This window comes from Streptomyces sp. NBC_01750 (assembly GCF_035918095.1).
In the GTDB taxonomy this organism is placed as follows: domain Bacteria; phylum Actinomycetota; class Actinomycetes; order Streptomycetales; family Streptomycetaceae; genus Streptomyces.
Window position 1 is genome coordinate 3,663,926 of sequence record NZ_CP109137.1, and the last position, 21,882, is coordinate 3,685,807.

A 21,882-nucleotide genomic window follows, 5' to 3' on the forward strand; every position below is an offset into this window, starting at 1 on the left:
ATCACCCTCCGGGTCTTCAGGCTCGATGAGGATCGCGCACCGCGACAGTCTCGATGGCGTGCTGCGCAGCGTCGGCCCGCACTGCACTGTTTCCATCAGACAGCCCTCTCCCTACGGCGAACATCCCAGCGAGGCCATCACCCAGCCCTCAGACAACCGAGCGTCCTGGCGTACTCCATTCAGGAACCAGGAACCATCCCATTCGATGCGCCAGACTTCGCCGCGGAAGTTTTCGAATTCCACGAAGCTTCCAGTGGCACCTCAAGGAGCCCCAGTTCCCTGATGAGAACATCGTGGGTGGCGAATCCGCGGTACGGGCCTACGCTACCCCCTCCCGTCTTGCTGTTCTCATACCGCATGCGAAGGTAGGGGACTGGTGGACGAGAAATTACGGTCGGCCGTAGCATTCGCTTGAACCGATACACCGTTTCCTCGATAAGCTCATTACCAGAGAACTCGCACTGGTATGCCGGGAAAACTGCGGTAACAACCTCATTCAAGGCCTCATTCCGCCCGATGTGGTATCCGTGAACAGCAGGAGGAACCGCCGCCACGGCATCGAATCCATAGGACGCGTACGCGAATCCGGGAGCCACGGAGAGCGGTGACGCATCCTGTCCACGCCCAAGGCGATGCCGCCGTGAGAACTCAATGACTGCCCTGACCAGACCTTCATCGAAAGCATCGAGAGTATTCATCTGGCAGGCCCGGTCACCTTCAAGGGCCAGCGCCAGGGAGAAAACAAACCTTGACGTGGGCGCCCATCGCCATGCCATAGAGAGATCGGAAAAGTCTTCGACGTTCTCGATCTCTGCCACTGCCCGTTCGATGTTCACAGTTGCATCCGTCTTTCCATTTCTAGCGCTAGCAGCCAAGGGGCAGGCCCGCATACGACCTTTCAGCCCTCGGTTTCTCATTCGGGCGGCGTCAGCGAAACCGGCTTCCGGTAAGGATCCCAGAACTCAACCCCGGCCTGTTCCTGAGCCGTAACCAGCGCCTCAATTCCATGACTTGATGCAAAATCGAGCTCGAAAGAAAAAGCTGGCACAAGCATCAAGAATTCGACGTGCCTCCCGTCGGCCAACACCATGCTCGTCAATTCATCATCGAACGGACGCGTGATCACGAAACCCGCCAGTTCAGTCCCCGACCAGAGAAGACTGTCCGACCGATAGATATTCTGAGCCGAAAGAGCCTTGCCTGTCCTTGCGGAATAGAGGCCCAACTGGGCGATCAATTCGAGCGATTTCATCACACTCCGGGTCGCATCCCAGAAAGAACTCCTGGCGATGCGTCTCGACTGCGCCCGGCACAGGAATGTCGCAGACACCCGAAGTGCGGTAGAGAGTCAGCTCTTCCTCGCCTTCCCCCTCGACCCACTTAAAAACACGGATCGCGTAACCATCACGCGTTTGAAAGAGCGCCTCACGCAGTGGCTCCCCCCACTGCCTGACGAACAGCTCGGCGGGTGTTGAACAGAGTTCCATCGGGGCTTGCCTCCATATGGCCAATACACTCCGGGTTGCCAACCTGGGGGCCACCACTCCCCCGGCCCCATCCCGATCGGCTTGTCCTGCTTAGACGAGTTGCACGGCTTGCAGGCGCCAATTGTATTGCCGGGCCTGTTCACTCGCGCGGACATAGCGTCGCGGCTGTTCAGCCGACCACCGTTGTCCCGGTCCTGGGTGCGCGCTATTGCCGCAGGCGGAGAGGAGGGGCGCGGCGGAGACGGTGAGCACGGTGCGACGGCGGCGGTGCAAAGGAGCCTCCCGGCGTGATTGTGCTTCGGTGCACAAGGCCCTGCGGTGATCGATGGTAGGCAGTCCCAGGGGTCTGGGCCACTGATTCGCCAAACGATTCGCCTGCGGTTGCGGATGCGCGGAACGACGGACCGCTGCCGCTACGACTGGTGTCGCTTCAGGCGGGCGGCAAGGGCGGACCGGAAGTACTCGAAGCGCTGCTCGTCGAGATCCACGAACTCAAGAATGTCGAGCGCCGTTTCCACATCCCCGGAGGCTGCCTCCTGGTAGAGCTGCCAGATCCCTTCCCATGCCGCCGCGCAGCAGTCCTCTTCGAGGTCGGGAAGACCGGCCTCGGCCTCGCTGCGGTGGGACTCCCCCGTCACCAGCCGCCACAGCACGGTCAGCAGATGGTTCCTGACGAACCTCGGCAGATCCTCCTGGAGCGCTGCCAGGATCACCGGAACGGCGTGCGGTGCCACCTGGAACAGCATCGACTGCTCTTCCAGGTGGCCGTCCAGCCTGTGCCCCACGGTCTCCTCGACCGCCCTGGCTCGGAGGAGCTTGGAGAAGTCTCCGGGAGATGGGCGCCCGACTCTCCGCACCCACACCGCAGACCGGCCCAGTCATGGCGCGCCAGTTCAAGGAGCGAGGCTCTCATGGCTTCCAGGTCCCTTCGGTCGCCCGCTCAGAGCCGGAGGAAACATCGTCGAAGGCACACAGCAGCCGGGCGGCAGCCGCTGCTACCCCGGGCCGCACGGCATCAGCCAGCCCTTCGACAACATGTCGCCCGGCCAGCACGGCCTGCCTGGACGCCACCTCCCAGCCGGGCTGCTCCTTGTACGAAGAGCTGCCTGGTCCAGCCGCGGCGGCCGCTTCACTCCACTGCTTCGCCGTGAGGATGCGGGTGAGCAGATCCAAGAGCTCTGCCTTGCACCGCACCGAAGGCGCACCGGCCAGTTCCAGGAGAAACGGCACTGCGGGAGCGGTCGCCTCGGCCACGACGAACCCCATGGCGCACACGCGGTCTCCGAGTTCGTCCACGGCGAGACTTCCCGTCTCCTCGTCCCCCCACGCCACCTTGGACAAGAGGGCCGGAATATCGCGCGCAGGCGCCTGGGCACCGTGCAGCTCCCCCCATCGGACGCAGGGCAAGCCCCTCAACAGACTCCCCATGGCCACCTCATCCCTGCCATTTCCCTGCCGTCCCATCGGCACCTGAAGACGTCCGTCGCTCTCTGCCCGCCCGGCATCCGTCAGCGGGCCGACTGAACGGCGCCTCCGACCGGGGGTACTCCCCGGCCTCCTCTTTGTTCCGGGTGTCCAGCGGGCTGAGCGCGTTGAAGGGGAGCCGGAACTCCGCCCAGTAGACCCGGCCGGCGATCACATAGCTCTCGATGGAGCCCGGCTCCAACAGGAAGACGGACGAGTCCTCCTCGATCGGCCCGACACGCCCCTCCAGGACCAACCGCTCCTCGTCATGCGCCACACGCAGGTGGAGGGCGCCCATGTCCTTCCAGCAGGAGATCCGGTCGACCCCGGCGAAGTAGACCTCCAGAACGGTCCCTTCGAAGCCGTCGTCCGACTCAGGGCCGAGCTCAGGGAAGCCGCGGAGAATGGCGTGGGTGTGACCATGGCGGTAGTCGATCAGGCTGAAGCTTCTCCGGTCGAGGAACCCGAGTTCGCCCAGCACGGCCCTCACTTCACTCTCCGTCATCAAGCAAGAGGCCTCACATAGGGAAGCTGCACAAAGGGGCTGCCGCGCCGGCCCATTGACCGCCCCTCCGGTCCGTCCAGAAGGCACGCCGGGGCGCGCCCCGCTGTTACGGGCTCTCAGTCGGCCTCGCGCTCGAATGCATGCACTCGAGCGCAGACTCCTTCGAGCGTCTCGATGTCAGCAGTCTTGATCCGATAGGCACCGGGCTCCAGATCCAGGACCAGCAGATCCCCGTCGGTTTCGTCGCCCGGCAGTGCGGCGTCAAAGACCACGACGGACTTGATAATTCTCATGCACGCGCCCTCGGCCCAGTCGTCGATCAGACCGATACCGTCGCGTACCGCGGCCACGAGCCGTTCTTCCGAGGAAGCCGCCATCCACTGGACCACGGCGCTGAATTCCTTCAGGAAGGATGCGGGAAGGGGATCGTCGTTGATCGCCAGAGCCAAGAATGGGCTGGACCGTTCCCCGAACTCCACCAGACCTACGTATTCCTCGACTTCGCACGCATTCTCGTAGTCGGAGCCCCTGTACCCGTTCCAGGAATTCATCGCCTCCCGCTCAAGGACAATCAGTGGCCCGCCTTCCGACTCAACCCACTTAAGAGCTCCCACCGATGTATCCCTTCAACTTGGCTGCCTCCTCGTAGATCGGTCTCATGATAGGTGCCAGCTGACGTGCCCACCCTGCCTGCTTCCTGCTGCACTCCAGGCATTGCGGGTAGAGCCGCTGAGGGTATCCGTCCGGCACCCACGAGCTGATGGGCTGGTGATCCGGAACGTAGTTCCCCTTCTTCGAGCCGAACGGGAACTTGCGGCCACAAGTATGACACCCGAAAAGGCTGCCTAGTCGGTTGATCTGGTCTCGCTCGCCACCAGGACTCTCATCAAACTTCTGAGACTTGCTCCTGGCAGGAATGGACTCAACCGCATACTCGCCAATGCTGCACACCTGCTCGGGGTCACTCCTGTTTCCCCGCTTCGCATTGTGTACAAGGACCGCTGAATCGCCGGCCGCGACGTAGTAGGTGTGGGCCACGTCGACGGTGAGGTTGTAAACCGCCGCCTGCTGTGTCCACGCACGGACCGCGTCCACCTGGACCCAGGTGCCCGATCCCGTCTCGAGCCACTGGCCCGGCTTAAGGTCACCGGCCTTCTGCCACTTCTTCAGGGACGGGACCCAGAACGGGTGCCCCTCCGTCGCGGTGATCTTGGCGGTCGCGTCGCCCTTGTCTCCGTCCGTGTCGACCGTCAGCTCGACCAGGTCCTTCTCGCCCTTACCGACGATGGTGTCGGTGACCTCCTCCTTGGAGGTCTTGCCCGTCGTCGGATCCGTCGCGATGACCTCGTCGCCGGCGTCGACCTCTTCGATCGGTTTCAGACTGCCGTCGGCCATCAGCACTTCGGTACCGGCTGTGAAGCTGTTCGCCGACGCCACGGTCGTGGCGCACTCCACGGCGTCGACTGCTGTCTCGACCTTGTCGACGGCTTCGTCCACCTTGTTCGCGGCCTTCGCGATCTCGTCCGCGTACTTCGCCGCCTTCGACGCCATCCGCCCGGCCTTCGCCGCCCGGACCAAGCCCGCCCCCGCGCCGCCCAGTGCCATACCGGCAACCGTCGCCACCGCCCAGGCACACGCCTCCATGTCGCCCTTGGTCACGCAGTTCTTGATGTCGTTGAAGCCCGTGACCTCGCCGATCACATTGCCGACGGTCTTCACGCCGTCCCAGACCGCGCCCCAGTCCACCGCGTCACGGACGGTCTCCACGACGTTGCCGACCTGCTCGACCACCGCGTCGCGAATCGCGTCCGTCGCCTTGGCGACGTCCGCGACCACGTCGCGCGCCGCGCCCACCAGGATCGCCGGGAGGTTCGGGTCAGCCGTGACGATCGCCTTGGCCACCGCCATCAGCGGCCTCGCCGCAGCCACGATCTGCGGGATCGGGTTGTGCTTGGCAGCGAATGATGCCGCCTGCTTCGCCTTCTTTGTGACGTACGCCTTCGCCTGATAGGCCGCTCTGCGTGCCTCCGCCGCCTTCTCACGCGCCCATTGAGTGAACCCGGTCTTCTGACCGACCCACCTGGCCGCGCTTGCGAGACCGTTGACGACCGACTTCAGGCCCGACTTCTCATAGGCCCAGCTCGCGGCCCTGCCAAGGAAGTTGAACGAGTTCCTCAGCGCGGCGCCCGGGTGCCGCACCGCGAACATGACGCCGTTCTTGACCGCGCGGGCGCCCTTGTAGACGTAGCTCGTGCCCTGCGAGACCTTCTTGCTCACCCACTTCTCGGCCTTTTCACAGGCTCCCCAGCCGAAGCACGGGAAGTGGCCGTCCGGATCCGTGTAATCCATCGGCGCGCCCGCGCCGTACGTGTACCGGTTCGACAGGATCGAGGCACCAGAGGTGGATTGATACGAGTCGCGGGAGTCGAATGCGCCGGTGGCCGGGTCGTACCAGCGCGCCCCCATGTTCACCTGGTCGGTGTCCGGGTCCGTGTAGTCGCCCTGGTATCCCGCGTTGCCCGAGACATCGCCCGTGCCCAGCTTCTGGCCGAAGGGGTCGTACGCCGTCGACTGTGTGAGGGAGGCCGCCGCACCGTTCGTCGGCGACAGGTCACCGACGACATCTCCGTGCTTGTCGGAGATCGTCAGCTGCGCAGGTCCCGTGCCCTCCGCGACCGACAGCAGCTCGTCCGCCGCACCGCGGCCATATGTGGAGGAGTTGTCCTTCACCGGGTCCGGGGCCATGCCCGCGTAGCTGAAGTCCACGCCGTTGCGGGAGGCCACCCGGTCCATGGAGTCGTAGGTGTACTCCGTACCCGACTCCCCCGCCTTGGTCATCCGGTCGAAGGCGTCGAAGGTGAAGTTCTCCGTCAGACCCGAGCTGGTACGGGTGGCCAGCGTGCCCCGCGGGGTGTGGTCGTAGGTGTAGTCCCCGTCGGACAGCAGCCGGTTGCGCTCGTCGTACGTGGCGGTCTTGCTGCCGTTCTTGACGCGGTTGCCGCTGTCGTCCCAGTCGTACTGTGTGGTCTGGCCCTCGCCCGTCCAGGCCGCGAGGCGGCCGGCGTCGTCGTAGCCGTAGGTGTTCTCCCCGGCCTTCGCCGTGCCGACTGTCGTCTTCGACGTCAGGTGATCGTCGGTGTCGTAGCCGTAGTCGGTCGATGCGACCGTGCCACCGCCGCTGCCCTTGACGGTGTCGGTGTCGAGGCGGCCCAGATTGTCGTAGGTGAAGGAACGGGACTGGCCCGCGGCGTAGTTGACCTGCTTGACAGCGCCCGCGCCGTCGTAGCCGTAGCTCTGCGTCGCGCCTGTGAGCGGGTCTGTCGCCGAGTTCAGCTGCTGCTTGACGTAGGTGAAGCCCGCCGTGCCGGACGCGTCTGTCCGGCTGACGAGCTGGCCGTCGTCGTTGTATCCGTACTCGGCCTTTCCGGAAGGTCCGTCCGCCTTGAGCAGTGAGCCCCGGTCGTCGTACTCGTAGGTGTTGTCGCCCTTCGGCGACGACGCCTTGGTGAGGCGTCCCGCCGGGTCGTACTGGAACTTCTTCTCCGGCGTCGCGACCTCGGCGCCCGAACCGGTCTCGCGGATCAGCTGTCCGGCCTTGTCGTACTCGCGCTCGCGCAGTACTCCGCCCGGCGCGGTCAGCTTCACCACCTGGCCGAGCTGGTCGTACGCGGTGGTCCAGGTGCGGGCCTCCGGCGACGGGTCGCGGTCGGTGGCCGGCTCGATCACCGATTCCGCCAGCCCGAGGCTGTTGACGGTGTAGAGAGTCTTGTTGCCGCGGCCGTCGGTGTAGCGGGTGCGGTTGCCCAGCGCGTCGTAGCCGAAGGACGTGGTGATCGACTTGGTCGCCGAGACCGGTTCGGTCTGGCTGGTCAGCCGGTTCAGCGCGTCATACGCGTACGTCGTCGTGTGGTTGAGCGCGTTGGTCGACGAAGTGAGGTTGCCCGCCTCGTCGTACCCGTAGGAGACCTTCCGCAGCTGGCTGTTCGCCGCATCGAGGTCCGAGTCCTCCACGAGCTGCCCCAGCCGGTCGTAGACCTTGGCCGAGGTGCGGCCCAGGGCGTCACTGCGACGCACCTCCCGGCCGCTCATGTCGTAGCCGAGGACGGTCTTGGTGCCGCTCGGGTCGATCAGCTGGGTCATCTGGCCGAGCGCGTCGTACGTGAACTGACTGGCGGCGCCGGTCGGTGAGGTCTGCTTCACCACATTGCCCGCGTCGTCGTACTCACTACGACTCGTGAACGCGCCGGGCAACGGCTTGCGCTCGATCTGCGTGGTGGTGACCGGACGGTCGAGGTCGTCGTACGTGGTCTCGGCCCGGCTCCCGTTCGGGTCGGTGACCGAGAGGACCTCACCGGTGCGCGTGTAGGTGTACTTCCACTGCGCGCGCTCGTCGCCGGTGCCGACCGGGACGTCCTTGACCATCATGCGGTTCTGGCGGTCGTAGGTGAATTTGGAGACACGGCCCAGCGGGTCGGTGGCCTCCACCACATTGCCCAGCGCGTCGTACTTGTTGCTGGTCGCCGGTGTGACCGTGTCCGACGTACCCGGGGCGGTGTAGGACGGAGCGGTGCTCGTGACCGCACGGCCGAGCCGGTCATAGGACGTGCGGTTCGTGTTGCCCAACGCGTCGACCGACTCCGTGACCGCGCCGAAGGCGTCGTAGCCGGTGTACGTGGTGGGGCGCGAGGAGACGGGGGCGGAGCCGTTCGACTCCGTCTGGACAGCGGGAGCGCCGACCGACAGAGGACGACCCAGCTCGTCGTAGGCGTACTCCGTCTTGTTGCCGGCCGGGTCCGTCTTCGACTTGGCCAGGCCGCGCTGGTCGTACTCGTAGCGTGTCGTTCGCGAGCCGTTGCTGCCATCGACGGTTTCGTAGGTCGCGTTGCCACCGTCGTCGTACTGGTAGCGGACCGTTTCGGCGTTGGCGCTCGTCGGCCAGGGAACGTTCGAAGCCGAGCCGCTGGTGGCAGTGGTGAGTACGTTGCCGGCCAGGTCGTAGGTGAAGTCGGTGCGCCGCGACAAGTTACCGGGATCGGTGACCTCGGACTTCTTGCGACCCACCGCGTCGTACGCGTACTGCGTGACGAGCTTGCCGTTGTTGGCCGTCTCCGTCAGGACGTTACCGGCACCGTCATAGGTGTTGGACTCGACGAGGATGTCGCGCTTGGTGCCGTCGGGGTTGTGGAAGTCCTTCATGGTGATGGACTTGATGAGGTCGTCCCCGAAGTACTGGTAGACCAGGGTGCGACCCATCGAGTCGGTGTGCCGGGCGACCCGGCCGCCCATGTCGTACGCGTACGACTGGAGCACGGTGTAGTCGTTGTCGCCGCCGTCGTCTTCCCAGTCGTGCAGCCGCGTCTCCGCCATCATGTTCCGCGCGGTGTAGACATAGCTGAACTTGTTGCCGTTGGCATCGACCATCGAGGTCTTGTTGCCGAGGGCGTCGTAGGTGTACGTCGTCTCGCTGCCCTCGGCGTCGACCGCCTTCTCGGGACGGCCGTGGTCATCCATCTCGAACGTCATCACGCGCGGGGCATCGCCGCCGACGAGGTCACTGACCTCGGTACGCACCACGTTTCCGTCGGCGTCGTAGGTGCTGACGGTCTTCTGCTGGTGCTTGGCGAGCGTGACGGCGTTGGTGGCCGCAGCGTCCGTCGTCGAGACGACATGGGAGAGCTTGTCGTAGGTGATGGTCTTGCTGATGCCGGCCGGCTGCGCGTCCGAGATCACTGTCTCGGTGAGCTTGCGGCCGAGCGTGTCGTAGGTGAACTTCGTGACCAGGCCGGACGGTTCGGTCACGGTGGCCATGTCACCGGACTTGAAGTACTGGTAGCGGGTGATCTTGCCGCGCGGGTCGGTCGTGGTCAGCGGCAGCCCGGTGGGTGTGTTGCCACCGCCGACGGCCGGCTCGGCGCCGGTCGTGTATGTGTTCTTGACCGTGCCGGCGTCGGCCGCCGTCTGCTGGGTCAGCGCGCCACTCGCGTTGTACTGGTACTGAGTGCGGAAGCGATTGTCCGTCGGGCCCGTCGAGCGACCGTCCCGCGTCTCGGACGGCTGGTCGGCCCGCAGGTCGAAGTCGCCGGACGCCACCGGGTAGGTCGTGTACGAGGTCTGGCAGTCGTCCTTGGCCCGGCAGGTGGTGCGGCTGATGACATTGCCGCGGTCGTCGTAGCCGAGGCTGACCTTGTCACCGTTCTCACTGATGATCAGGGTCTGGAAGCCGTTGTCGTTGTACTCGAACAGGCGGATCGCCACCCCGTCCACGGGATGACGGACAAAGTCCGGCTCGGCCCCGGGGTTGCTGGGGGGCGTAGTACAGAACGAGGGATCGCCGGGGTCCGGCACGGTGCAGAACTCGCCGGGCGGATTGCTGGACGAAGGGGAGGGCGAGGGGGTGGCCGGCTCGCGGGCACCGAGCGCCATCGGTTCGCCGTAGCGCAGCATCCGCGACGTCATGCCGTCGTACTCGTAGAAGTAGGGGGAGTCCATCGGGTCGTGGACCTCGATGGTGCGCCGCAGGTCCTTGTCGTTGCCGAAGACAGCCGGGGCGCCGATCTTCCAGGTGCCGCCGTTGCGGTCGGTGTACTCCTCGACGCGGTCTCGGGTGGTGTCGTACTGCACTTCGGAGGCGATACGGCCCGAGGGCAGCGTCGTCTTCGTCAGTACGTCGGCGGCGCGGCCGCCCTCGCGGTAGTGGCCGGCGACGGCGGCGGAGCCGAGGGGGTGGTGGTAGACGGCGACGTCGTCGATTGTTCCTGCGAAGGACCTCGTGACGGTGGATCCCCAGCCCGGCCAGGAGGCGGGCGTGGTGGCGCCGGCCGCACCGATCTGGTTGTACGTCAGGTCACCCTGTACGAGCTGCTTGCCGGTGATGGTTCCCGACAGTTTGCCGTCAAGGTAGAGGCTCTGCGTGGAGCCGGAGGCCGACAGCACGGCATGGTGCCACTTGCCGTCGTTCACGTTCTTCGTGATGTCGGTCATCGGGGCGACGGTTCCGGTGGAGAACTGACCGCGCAGCTTTCCGTCCGAGCCGACGTAGAGCAAGGGCACACCGCTGGTGGGCGCCGTGCCCCACGCCTTGTTCTGATAGCCGACGAGCGGTCCACCGACTCCGGAGGTGACGGTCTTGAACCACACTTCGACGGCGGCGTCCCTGCTCTTCTTCAGGGTGCCGGAGGGCAGGTCGATACGGGAGGTCGTCCCGTTGAAGCCGGCAGCCGCGCCGGGGTCGCCCGCAATCGATCCGGCCGCGCCGAGCGTGACGTTGGAGTACGTACCCCGGTCCTTGCCGAGGTTGGCCTCGATGGTGCTGTTGGCCGCGGTCCCTTCGTCCTCGCCGAGTTTCCAGTAGGACTCGGGACGGGAATCGAGGACCGTGGTGCCGTAGTGGCTGCCCGAGCCGTGGGTGTACTGCGTACAGCCCCCCGTCGGGTCGCAGACCTTGTCGAGCAGATCGCCGGTGTAGGTGTACGTCCAGCTCAGCGCAGCTCCGTCGACGGCGTTCGTCGACACCTTGGTGACGTGCGCGCCGGTCCAGGTGAAGGTCAGCGAACGGCCGCTGCGTGCGTTGACCGCGGTGGTGAGCTTGCCCGAGCTGTAGGTGTAGGAGATGGCGTTCGAGTACTTGTCGGTGACCTTCGTCAGCAGGCCCGAGGTACTGAAGTCATAGGTGGTACCTGATTTGTCCTGCAGCTTGTAGGTGAGGGACGTCGAGTCGAGGGTCAGTTTGGCGAAGCGGCCCGGTGGTGGCGCGAACGTGCCGTCGGAGTTCTTGCCGAAGCGGACGTCCTGGCCGTCCGGATAGCGGATGACAACATTGCCCGTGCCGTCGTCGTCCGGGGTGAGCCGCATGTCGTACCGGGTCGACCAACCCGCACCGAAGGCGAGGTCACGCCGCGGGTCGAGGCTGTTGTACGTCCGCACCAGGGTGAGCTCGGGACCCACGCCGGTGATCGAGGCGTCGATCGCCGCGCTCGTGAAGTTGCCGACGTTCGGGTCGAACTCCTTGCCCTGCGCCTCCGAGAGCCGTGAGGTGATCTCCGGCTGCGGGACGGCTGCGACCAGCGCGATCTGCGCGGTCGGCAACTCGTTGGAGGCGTCCTTGACGAAGCCGCGCCACAGATAGGTCTTGCCCCACTTCAGCCGTCCGGCGGGAATCGGATAGGCCGAGCTCGTCTGGTAGGCGGAGGTGGTGCAGCCGGTCGGCTTGCCGTCTTTGTCGGCCTCACAGATCTCGTACTTGTACTGGAGCGACGAGCCGGCCGGCGCGTCGATGTCCACACCGCTCGCCCACAGCTGCGGGGTCAGCGTCTGCGCCTGGTAGCCGTTGGGCGGAAACTGCTCCTTGACTACCGGCGCGATGTCGAAGACCTGGAGGGTCAGTCGGCCGGGGGGTACCTGCTCGTCGGTGAAGACCTTGCCGCCCTGGCGCACCATGGTGAAGTCGAGCATGTACGTGCCCGGGGGCAGCGCCTTGATGGTCGCGTCCAGGGTGACCTTCGCGCCGTAGGCGACATTGCCGGCGAGGTTGGCCGCGCGCTGCTGGGTGACCAGCTTGCCCTTGGAGTTGTAGGCCCGGTACGCGAGGTAGTAGCCGCTCGGCGTCCAGGTCTCTGCGCCCTTGTTGGTGACGGAGATCTTGATCTTGCCGGCCTGGTTCTGCAGCACCGGGGGGTCGGGCACGGGCTTGGGAAAGGCGTACGTCGCGCTGTAGGGCGAGTGGGTGACGAACAGCTTCGGCGGATTCGCGGTGGAGTGGCCGGTGAACTTCTTGAACGCCAGGGAATCGGAGGCCGAAGCGCGCAGTGACAGACCGTAGTTGGGCTGGGTACCGTCCACCCAGCGCTGTACCAGGTCGCGGCCGCCCTTGCCGAGGTCGAACAGCTCCCCGGAGGCCGGACAGCCGGACTGCGACTGCCCGAAGCCGATATAGCCGTAGGCGAAGGACTTGGATGCCAGTGCGCTACCGACCGAGGGGCCCGGATACGACGTTCCGGTGCCGGCGGACCACGATCCGGTCACCGGATGCACCGAGACCGAACGCGGCTTGCAGGACGCCGAGTCGAAGTTCACGATCTGCAGCTGGGCTCCGAAGATCCGGTGCCGTCTGAGCTCCTCGTCCAGGCCCGGGAAGCCAAGGAAGGAGTATGTGGCACCCGTCGGCCCCTTGCCCACCTGAAGCTCGCTGGAACCGACGACGGACCCACCGCCGTCACGCACGTACATGGACGTGGAGGCCGCAGTCGTGTCGACGGAGGGGTCGAGGCGGACCGGATAGGCGCGGGCGGGATCCGTGAGCCAGGCGTCGTCGGCGCTGACCCTCAGCGCCTGCGTCCCGCCCTCCTGGACGATGTCGTAGCGCACGCCGTGGGAGACCGCGCCCTTGGCGTCCTCCATGAAGCCTGCCGGCACGACGACCTTGGTGCGGCCTTCGGAGTCGGCGAGGACAATCGTTCCTTCAACAGACTTGGCGGTGAGGCCGGTCAGGCGCAGAGGGAAGACGAAGCTGCCGGGGGCATCGGCGGAGCGCAGCACGAGGGTCTCCTTGACCCCGCCGGCCTGCGAGTCCAGCCACAGATCGGTGGCGGGCAGAACCTTCTCGTACGCGACACGGTTCCCGTCGACGCTGCCCCGGGCGGCGGCCGCGCCGCTCAGCCCGTAGCCGAAGGATTCGCCTGAGGGGAGGGTGACCGACGCGAGTTCCGAGGCGTCGGACCGGTCGGCGATCCGCAGGCGCACGGAGTCTGCGGCATTGGCCCAGCCGCCTTCGGCCTTCCCCAGGCTCGCGTCGATGGGCCGCCAGATGCCCTGCTCGTCACGGTAGTTGATGGGAGTCGTCGACAGCTCACTGGTGCTGGTGCCGTCCTGGTTCGCGTAGGTACGACTGCGCGCATCACGCTCAGAGACGATCTCCCGGCTGGTCCTGCGGTCGAAACCCTTCACCTTCGGCGCGGGCGGTGAGGACACCTCGGCGGTGTTGCGCCGGGCGGCGGGTCTCGCCGAAGGCGGGCTCTTCAGTGGGTACTTGGAGCGCAGCGACTCCGGCGCCTCGCTGTTGCCCGAGCCGTCGGCGAAGTGGCTGCGCCCCTCCGCACTGCCCCAGCGCTGCCCCGGCCCCTCGGCGGCGGCAGGCGCCTCCGGGAAGAGCGGGAAACCCACACCGGCCACGGCGAGCGACCCCACCGCGATCACCAGGGCGACGGCGGCGCCGATGACCTTGAACCATCTGCTGCGACGCAACTTGGTCATCAGGAAATTGCGCACACGCGTCCGGTACACCGGCGGTCCCCCCCAGGACAGAAGTCAGAACAATGTAGAGATCTTGAGACACATGTGACTAGCCTGTCGAATGTTTGTGTGAGCATACCACCGGAACGTTACCCAACCGATACGCAAGGTGACCGCAAGGCCAACTGCTCGCACATCACGGTTACTTGTCCCAGGGGGGAAGATCATCATGCCCATCGTCGGTTCATGGAGACGCCGCAGCCTGACCGTTGCAGCCACCGCGGTCGCCTGCTCGATGTCACTGCTCGCGCTCGCGCCGGGGGCGGCCCAGGCCGCGGAGTCCGCAACATGCTCCGCCAACGGCCTCACCTTCGTCACCAATTCGTCGGGTGACCTTCTGCAGTACAGCATGGCCACGCCGCTGACCGGATCGACGTTCTCCGCGTACAGCAAGATCGCCACGAATTGGGGCGCCTACGGCAAGGTGCTCGCCGGTCCGGCCGGCGAGTTCTACGCCTTCAAGTCGGACGGGACCTACTACGCCCACCGCACCACGAGCGGCACGTGGGACGTCGCCCCGAAGAAGATCAGCACCGCCCTGGGCTGGCTGGCCAACGCCGCGGACCACGACCAGGCAACCGTGGACCGCAATGGATGGCTGTGGGTATCGGACAACCTCGGCCAGTTGTACGCCTACCGGTACGACTCGACCATCGGTACCACCGGCGGCCTCCGCTCCCTCAAGGTCGTGGACAAGGGGTGGAACCGGTACAACCTGATCACCGCCGGCGACGCCGGCGTGCTCTACGGACGTGCGGCCGACGGCAAGCTGTACCGCTCTCGTTTCGACTACACGAGCCAGCGCTGGCTCGAGCGCCACGTGCTGGTCGGCTCGGCGGCATGGGGGACCTTCAAGACGATCACAGCCGGTGGTGGTGACACCCTCCTGGCTGTGAAGACCTCGGGGGAAGCGCTGCACTACCGCTACGACGAGAACACGGACACATGGCCGGTCGTCGCGAAAGAAGTTGCCGCCGGTGGCTGGCAGAACTTCACCAATGTCACGTCACGGCCGGACAACTGCAAGCTCACCAAGAACCACACTCCGGCGTCCCCGTCCGTCCCCCTCGAGGACTACAGCCGTACATCCGCCCTTGAGGTCTCGACTCTGGAACTGGCATACAGCGATCAGAACGGCACCTTGAAGCACGGCCGCACGGATGTGGCGAACCTGAACGGCGCACAGTGGACGACCATTTCCGGTGACGAAGCATTCTCGGGCCAGCCCGCGCTGAACGAGCTCGCCGACGGACGAGTTGTCGTGACTGCCCACACCGCCTCGGGGGGAATCCAGCAGCGCGTCCAGAAGGAGAAGGGCAGCGCCGACTGGAACCCCTGGAAGGATCTGGGCGGTGCGATGGCGCAGCATCCAGCCAGCGCCAAGGCTCCCAGCGGCGCAGTCGCCCTGTTTTCCGTGGATGCGGGCGGCAACGCCTGGTACCGCATCCCGCCCAAGGAGAACGAGGAATACATGGGCTGGATGCCGCTGCCTGGCTCGACTTTCTCCGGCCCCCTCACAGCTGCGACCGTACGTGACGGTGTCCAGCTCTTCGGCAGAAACACCGCCGGGGTGCTGATCACAGCCGTGTTCAAGGAGGACGGCACGGTCTCCGCCTGGACACCTCTCGGCACGCAGACGGTCACCGGCACCCCGTCCGTAGTCGTGTTCCCCGGCTCCCGCATCCGCGTATTCGCAACCGACGCGAATGGCACGGTCATCACGGCCGGTCAGTCCACAGAAGGCGGCGTCTTCGGCGCATGGTCCCCCCTGAACGGAGTGACGGCCGCGGGGCCCCCCAGTGCGGTGATCAACCCGCTGGACGGCTTCATCCAGGTTGTGGTCCGCGGCACGGACAACCACCTCTATGCCACGGGCGAGACGGCACCGGGAGCCGCCTCGTGGCGCACGTGGAGCACAACCGTGCCGGAGACTCTCGCCACCGACCCCACGGCGTTCGTCTACAGCACCGGAAGCGCCGACAACTGGGCCTACGTCTTCCGCACTGCGAACAACAGCACCTTGGTTTACAGCCTGGACACACGCTCCGCGAGCGTTTCTCGATCCGCCGGCGCGCCGTCATTCGCCAGGCACGCCTACGCCGCGTCGAAGTAGTCCCCCGGCCTGTCGGGGCGGCCCGGGCCGCCCCGACAGGTTCCGCCCATTGCAGAGACCGACATCACGAGGGGACTGCTTCATGTCCAGCCGTATTCCGAGCGGGATCGACCGCCGGCGATTCATCCAGTTCGCGGGAACCGCTGCGGCGGGTATGGGTGTCGTTGGTGGCGTCGCGTCCACTGCCTCGGCTCGCGATCTCCAACCAACGCCAGTGGGGCGGGCGATACCGGGAAATCCCAGCATGCCGGTGCCGCCGCTGCCCGATCCGCTGAGGGAGGGGCGGGCAGGCGTACCACGCAGCTCGACGCGCATTCCCTACGCCAATAAGCCGCTTCGCTCGGCAAGGGTCGAAGGCGACGTCCCGACCACTCTGCCCTTCGCGTTCAAGACATCTGGATACACGTGTGCCTTAGACGTACCGGAATCCATGCAGCCGTGGCGCGACCGGGGCGCCGAGAAGGTCGACACGGCACCGCACGACGCGGAGGGGGTCCGGATGTTCGATGTGGCCGGGAAGCTGTACGACCACCCGGTCGGGCAGATCCAGTTCGGCCTGCAGAACATCACGAGTTACCGGCAGACCGGCGACGTCTTCTATCTGAACCGCGCCGCGGCTCAGGCCAAGCGTCTGATCGACAGGAGGGTGGAAGCGCGTGGCGCCTGGTACTTCCCCTACCCGTTCGACTGGACCCAAGCCGTACACACCGGCATTGCCTACAAGGCACCCTGGTATTCCGGAATGGCTCAGGGTGAGGCTCTGAGCCTTTTCTCCCAACTGGTTGAGCTGGGTGCCGTTTCGGATGAGGAAAGCACCTCCTACAAAGCTGCAGCCGACGGCGCGTTCGCTTCACTACTGCGGGCGGACGACGCGAAGCCGTGGGTGGTGGCCAAGGACGATTCTGGATACCTCTGGATCCACGAGTACCCCATCGACTCCCCCGGTACGTCCGATTACACCTTCAACGGCTTCATGTTCGCGGCTCTGGGACTGTGGGACTACTACCAGCTCACCCGCAACCCGCTTGCCGAACAGCTCTTCGACGGTGCGCTGACCACCGTCAACGCCTACTTCCCCGTCATGCGGAACAAGGGATGGCTCTCGCACTACTGCCGGACCCACCAGATTCCGTCCTCCTCCTACCACCCCATCCACATCAACCTGTTGCGTCAGCTGCACTGGCTGTCCGGCAGTGTCCGCCACGCCTATCTGTCGGACGTGCTGATGGACGACTACCCGCACCCGAGTCTGGGCCCGGCCGGCGGGACGGCGGCCTTCACCGCGGGCAGCTACACGCTCTACAAATTCGACGGCGCCGGAGAGGTGACTGCCTCCAAGGCTGTGTCCTTCGCGCGCAACACACAGGCCCCGGTGGCGGAGCGGCTGCGGATCGAGGGGCGCGGAGTGCACTACCTGATCAACGCAGGTGCGTACGCGGGCTGGTACGTACCGGAGTTCTTCCCCAAGGTGTACCTCCTGGGGGAGTGGTTCCGGTCCGTCTACCGGCCGGAACGAACTGCCACATTCCCAGCAAACGTGAGTATCGCCTGCCAGAAGATTGACGCATACGGCACAGTCATCGGAACGAAGACGGTTGAGTTCGCCAATGACTCGAACGCCCCCTTCGACAGAAGATCCGTAGTCAATGGCCGGCCCATGGTGTACATCACAGCAGGCGGACTCTCAGGCTTCTGGGCACCGAGCTCTCAGGTGCTGAGCGACGGGCGCTGACCTGCCGGTCACACTCCCTGTTGTTCGCGTCGGCGAGGGGACGACGTCTCGCCGACGCGAACAACGGGCTTGCAGGATCGCCATGTAGGCGTCACAACTTCCGCACAGGTCGCATAAGGTCTCTCTATTCACTGATACTTGATGCCCGTGGGGGGTTTCAGTCATGGCTGGAAAAAGACGTGTCGATATTGGCCGCAGACGCTTTATCCGTGTGGCCGGGGGCACCGTCGCCGGCGCAGCCGTGGCGGGCGGGGGGACCTTCACCGCCATGGCGACCGGGGTGTTCGAGACGCCGAAGCCGGACCCCTTCGGCGGGATGCCGAGGTCGCTCGCGCTGAGCCTGCCTGCGGCACCGGGCGGCGATACCGCGCCGCTGCCGCCGCTGCCGGACCAGATGTCCGAGGGCACTCTCTCCAAACCCGGCGCCCGGGTGGACATACCGTACGCCGACGAGCCGGTGAACCCGAAGGTCGTCGAGGACTCCGTACCGACGGCCCTGCCGTTCGAGTTCAAGACGTCCGGCTACAAGTGCGTGACCGACCTGCCCGAGGCGCTGCGGCCGTGGCGGGACCGCCCGACGAGCTGGGCGAATGTCACGCCCAACAGCGAGCACGTGTATCTGGACAGCAAGGGCGTCGTCCAGTACCGGCCGAACAAGACTGCGGCCGGGTACGACCAGCCCGTCACCCAGATCCAGTTCGGTCTGGGCTGCATCACCAGCTACCGCACCGAGAAGGACGCCGCCCGCAAGGCGCTCTTCCTCAAGCGCGCCAAGGCACAGGCGGACCGTCTGATCGAGAAGCGGGTGGAGGCCCGCGGCGCCTGGTACTTCCCGTACCCCTTCAACTTCACGCACGCGGCGCACAGCGGCATCACCTACAAGGCGCCCTGGTACTCCGGCATGGCGCAGGGTGAGGCCATCAGCCTCTTCACCCAGCTCTCCCAGCTCGACGGGCTCACCGAGCAGGAGCGCACGCTCTACAAGGCGGCCGCCGACGGAGCCTTCGCCTCGCTGCTGCGCGCCGACGACGCCAAGCCGTGGGCGGTGAACAAGGACAAGAACGGGTACCTGTGGATACAGGAGTATCCGATCAACGCCCCGGGCACCTCGGACTACACCTACAACGGCATGATCTTCGCCATGTTCGGCATCTGGGACTACTTCCAGGCAACCGGCAATCCGCTGGCGGAGCAGCTGTACGACGGTTCGCTCACCACGATCCGTGACCACTTCCCCCGGCTGCGGAACACCCGCTGGTTCTCGTACTACTGCGACACCCACCGGATACCCGCGCCGACCTACCACCAGCACCACATCAACCTGCTGCGGCAGCTGCACTGGCAGACCGGCAGCCCCACCATCGCCAACCGGCACGACCAGCTGATCGACGACTTCCCGGCGTACGGCCTGCGCTCGGGCTCCGTCGCGGCCATCGCCGCCGGCACGCACACCCTCTACAAGCTCGACACCCTCGGCGCGGCGGACAGCTTCGGCTGGTCCTCCTCGAAGGCAGACAAGCAGCTGGCCACGAAGAAGGTGACCTTCTCCAAGGCCACCCAGGCGCCGGTCAACGTACGCCGCCGCATCATGGGCCGCGGCATCTACTACCGCATCAACGCCGGTGCGTACGCGGGCTGGTGGATCGGCGAGGCGTTCCCGAAGGCCTTCCTGCGCGGTGAGTACGTCTCCACCACCTACCTCCCGCAGCGCACCGCGACCTTCCCCGCCAATGTGGAAGTCACCTGCGTCAAGTTCGGCACCGACGGGACGACCGGCTCCACCAAGACGGTGAAGTTCGCCAAGGAGTCCAACGCCCCCTTCGACCGCAGGGCCGTCGTGAACGGCAGGCCCATGGTCCGGATCACCGCCGGCGGACTGAACGGGTACTGGGCACCCACCGCCCAGGTACTCACCGACGGGCGCTGAGCCGACCGGCCACTGGGTCGGCACCGCGAGAACAGCGGCTCCGTGCGACCGTCCAGTGCGGCGAACGCGGAGCGCCTCTCCGTTGGGCGTAAGGGCGGGTCCCTGCCACGTGGCAGGGACCCGGTCCAACGTGCCGGCACAACGTTGTGCGGATGCTCAGGCCGACAGCCCAAGGGCAATTGCCGTGCCCTAACGCACCGACGCGGCGGATGAACGCGGCGCAGAGGCGCGAACCGGTCGGCCGTTCAAAGGCCATCCGGGACGGTGTCAGCCATCGGTAACGGTGCGATCTTCCTTCCGGCGCCCGGACGAAGTGTTCGTGGTCGCCACGGAGACGGCTGGCTGACATTGGAGGGGCTTCCGCCGCCTTGGATCCTCAAGAGACGGCTTCACCACGTTATTTGACGGAAGGACAGCAAGGATTCACATGACATACAACTTGCATCACAGACCCCGCCGACTGACGGTGGTGGCCACGGCCGCAGCCGCAGCCCTGCCACTGCTCATCGCGCTTCCCGGCACCGCACAGGCCGCCGACGCGGCGAGCTGCGTCGCGGGCGGACCAACGCACGCGGTGAACAGCGCGGGGTCGCTGCTCCAGTACAAGCTGAAGTCACCGATCGACGGGGCCGGTGGCTACGTCAACCCCACCACCATCGGCTCCAGTTGGAACCTCTACCCGCTGGTGCTCTCCGGCCCGCACGGGAAGTTCTACCTGTTCAAGGCGGACGGCACGTACTACGGCCGGCGGGACAACGCCACCGGCACCTGGCCCGTGAGCGTCAGGAAGATCACCAGCGACTTCGGCTGGCTGGCGGACGCGGCGGACCGCAACCAGGTCACCGTCGACCGGTCCGGACGGATGTGGGTCCTGCTCAACAACGGCCAGCTGAACCTGTACCAGTACGACGGTTCCGGCGACGTCTGGAACGCCGCCTCCACCGGTGGCGTGGTCGACACGGGCTGGAACCGCTACGACCTGATCACCGCGGCCGACGACGGCGTGATCTACGGTCGTTCGGCGACCGACGGCAAGCTCTACCGCTCCCGCTACGACGCCACCAGCCAGCGCTGGACCGAGCGCCATGTGGAGGTGAGCACGAGCGACTGGCGCCAGTTCAAGTCGCTCAGCTCCAACGGCGGCGACACCCTGCTGGCGGTGAAGACCACCGGCGAGGCGTACTACTACCGCTTCGACGAGAACAACCGGACCTGGCCGGTGAACAGGGTCCAGGTCGGCACCTCGGGCTGGCAGAACCTGCTCAGCGTCTCCGCCGCGCCCGACAGCTGCAAGATCCTGGCCGGTCACACGCCCGCGGCACCCGCGCGCGCTCAGGAGACGTACACCCGCGCCTCGGTGATGCAATCCTCGACCGGATCGCTGGAGATCGCGTACACGGACAACATCGGCCGTCTGGTGCACGGCCGGATGAAGGACGCGTCCAACATCAACGACGTGCAGTGGACGACGCTCTCCGGTAACGAGAACGCCTTCACCGGGCAGCCGTCGCTGGCCGAGCACACCGACGGCCGGGTGGTCGTCAGCGCGCACAACACCTCCGGCAGTGTCTGGCAGCGCAACCAGACCGCCAAGTCCGCTGCGGACTGGGGCAGCTGGACCGACCTCGCGGGCGCGATGGCGCAGCAGGCCGTCACCGCCAAGACCCCGTCCGGGCTGTTGGCGCAGTTCGCCGCGGACAAGGACGGGAAGCCCTGGTACCGCCTCCAGGCCGCGGCCAACGGCAGCTTCAAGGGCTGGATGCCCCTGGCCGGCACCGGCTTCACCGGCCCCTTCACGACCGTGGTCGTGCAGGACGGAATCCAGCTCTTCGGCAAGGACGCCTCCGGCCTGCTGAACACCGCCCTCTTCAAGGACGACGGCACCCTGTCGGCCTGGACCCCGCTGGGCGCGCAGGCGATCACCGGCACCCCGGCCCCGGTCGTCTACCCCGGCTACCGCATCCGCGTCTTCGCCACCGACCCGAACGGCACTGTGGTGAGCACCACCCAGTCCACCGCGGGCGGGGCGTACGGCGACTGGACCCCGGTCGGCGACCTGACGGCCAAGGGCTCTCCGAGCGCGGTGATCTCCCCGCTCAACGGCATCACCGAGATCGTCGTCCGCGGCGCCGACGACACCATCTACAGCACCGGTGAGACCACTCAGGGCAGCGGAGCCTGGCGCACCTGGAGGTCGGTGAGCGTCGAGACCGCGGCGACCGAGCCCACGGCCTTCGCGTACACCAACGCGAGCGGCCCGACCTGGGCCTACTCCTTCCGTACGGCCGACAACCAGACCCGTATCTACCAGGTCCAGCAGTGACGACTCGGGGGCGGCCGGCCGGCCGCCCCCGTGAGTCCGGCCCG

At 66.2% G+C, this 21,882-nt stretch carries 11 protein-coding genes; 4 read left to right on the plus strand and 7 right to left on the minus strand.

Going from position 1 to position 21,882, the window contains the following annotated elements:
• Nucleotides 1-179 precede the first annotated feature (179 nt).
• The 7 genes from OG966_RS16370 to OG966_RS16400 all read right to left on the minus strand — a co-directional run bounded on the left by OG966_RS16370 (nt 180) and on the right by OG966_RS16400 (nt 13,704).
• Nucleotides 180-836: a hypothetical protein gene (locus OG966_RS16370; RefSeq protein ID WP_326650380.1), complete on the minus strand. Its 657-nt coding sequence runs from the start codon at nt 834-836 to the stop codon at nt 180-182.
• A gap of 77 nt (nt 837-913) precedes the next feature.
• Nucleotides 914-1,252, minus strand: coding sequence for a suppressor of fused domain protein (locus OG966_RS16375; RefSeq protein WP_326650381.1), 339 nt, complete (start codon nt 1,250-1,252; stop codon nt 914-916).
• Nucleotides 1,253-1,900: 648 nt separating this feature from the next.
• Nucleotides 1,901-2,272, minus strand: coding sequence for a hypothetical protein (locus OG966_RS16380; RefSeq protein WP_326650383.1), 372 nt, complete (start codon nt 2,270-2,272; stop codon nt 1,901-1,903).
• Between the two features lie 124 nt (nt 2,273-2,396).
• Nucleotides 2,397-2,819 (minus strand): hypothetical protein, encoded by a 423-nt coding sequence (locus tag OG966_RS16385; protein WP_326655241.1) that lies wholly within the window; start codon nt 2,817-2,819, stop codon nt 2,397-2,399.
• Between the two features lie 103 nt (nt 2,820-2,922).
• Nucleotides 2,923-3,456, minus strand: coding sequence for a hypothetical protein (locus OG966_RS16390; RefSeq protein ID WP_326650385.1), 534 nt, complete (start codon nt 3,454-3,456; stop codon nt 2,923-2,925).
• Nucleotides 3,457-3,572: 116 nt separating this feature from the next.
• Nucleotides 3,573-4,070, minus strand: a complete 498-nt coding sequence (locus OG966_RS16395; protein ID WP_326650387.1) for an Imm21 family immunity protein — start codon at nt 4,068-4,070, stop codon at nt 3,573-3,575.
• Nucleotides 4,057-13,704, minus strand: coding sequence for a polymorphic toxin-type HINT domain-containing protein (locus OG966_RS16400; protein WP_326650388.1), 9,648 nt, complete (start codon nt 13,702-13,704; stop codon nt 4,057-4,059). Before OG966_RS16400 ends, OG966_RS16395 begins: the two co-directional genes overlap by 14 nt.
• Before the next feature lie 208 nt (nt 13,705-13,912).
• Between OG966_RS16400 and OG966_RS16405 the strand changes: the two genes are divergently transcribed.
• The 4 genes from OG966_RS16405 (at nt 13,913) to OG966_RS16420 (ending at nt 21,838) form a co-directional block, all read left to right on the plus strand.
• Nucleotides 13,913-15,856: a tachylectin-related carbohydrate-binding protein gene (locus tag OG966_RS16405; RefSeq protein ID WP_326650389.1), complete on the plus strand. Its 1,944-nt coding sequence runs from the start codon at nt 13,913-13,915 to the stop codon at nt 15,854-15,856.
• Between the two features lie 430 nt (nt 15,857-16,286).
• The gene (locus OG966_RS16410; protein ID WP_326650390.1) at nt 16,287-17,588 is read left to right on the plus strand and encodes a D-glucuronyl C5-epimerase family protein; all 1,302 of its coding nucleotides are present in this window, start codon (nt 16,287-16,289) and stop codon (nt 17,586-17,588) included.
• 211 nt (nt 17,589-17,799) lie between these two features.
• A complete protein-coding gene (locus OG966_RS16415) occupies nt 17,800-19,515 on the plus strand; it encodes a D-glucuronyl C5-epimerase family protein (protein ID WP_326650391.1) in 1,716 nt (571 codons plus the stop codon).
• 427 nt (nt 19,516-19,942) lie between these two features.
• The gene (locus OG966_RS16420; protein ID WP_326650392.1) at nt 19,943-21,838 is read left to right on the plus strand and encodes a tachylectin-related carbohydrate-binding protein; all 1,896 of its coding nucleotides are present in this window, start codon (nt 19,943-19,945) and stop codon (nt 21,836-21,838) included.
• Nucleotides 21,839-21,882 lie beyond the last annotated feature (44 nt).

What these genes read in the sequence shown, in the direction of transcription:
- OG966_RS16375 (WP_326650381.1), bottom strand. Translation starts at nt 1,252, where the DNA reads ATGAAATCGCTCGAATTGATCGCCCAGTTGGGCCTCTATTCCGCAAGG.
- OG966_RS16400 (WP_326650388.1), bottom strand. Translation starts at nt 13,704, where the DNA reads ATGACCAAGTTGCGTCGCAGCAGATGGTTCAAGGTCATCGGCGCCGCC.
- OG966_RS16405 (WP_326650389.1), top strand. Translation starts at nt 13,913, where the DNA reads ATGCCCATCGTCGGTTCATGGAGACGCCGCAGCCTGACCGTTGCAGCC.
- OG966_RS16390 (WP_326650385.1), bottom strand. Translation starts at nt 3,456, where the DNA reads ATGACGGAGAGTGAAGTGAGGGCCGTGCTGGGCGAACTCGGGTTCCTC.
- OG966_RS16420 (WP_326650392.1), top strand. Translation starts at nt 19,943, where the DNA reads ATGACATACAACTTGCATCACAGACCCCGCCGACTGACGGTGGTGGCC.
- OG966_RS16410 (WP_326650390.1), top strand. Translation starts at nt 16,287, where the DNA reads ATGCAGCCGTGGCGCGACCGGGGCGCCGAGAAGGTCGACACGGCACCG.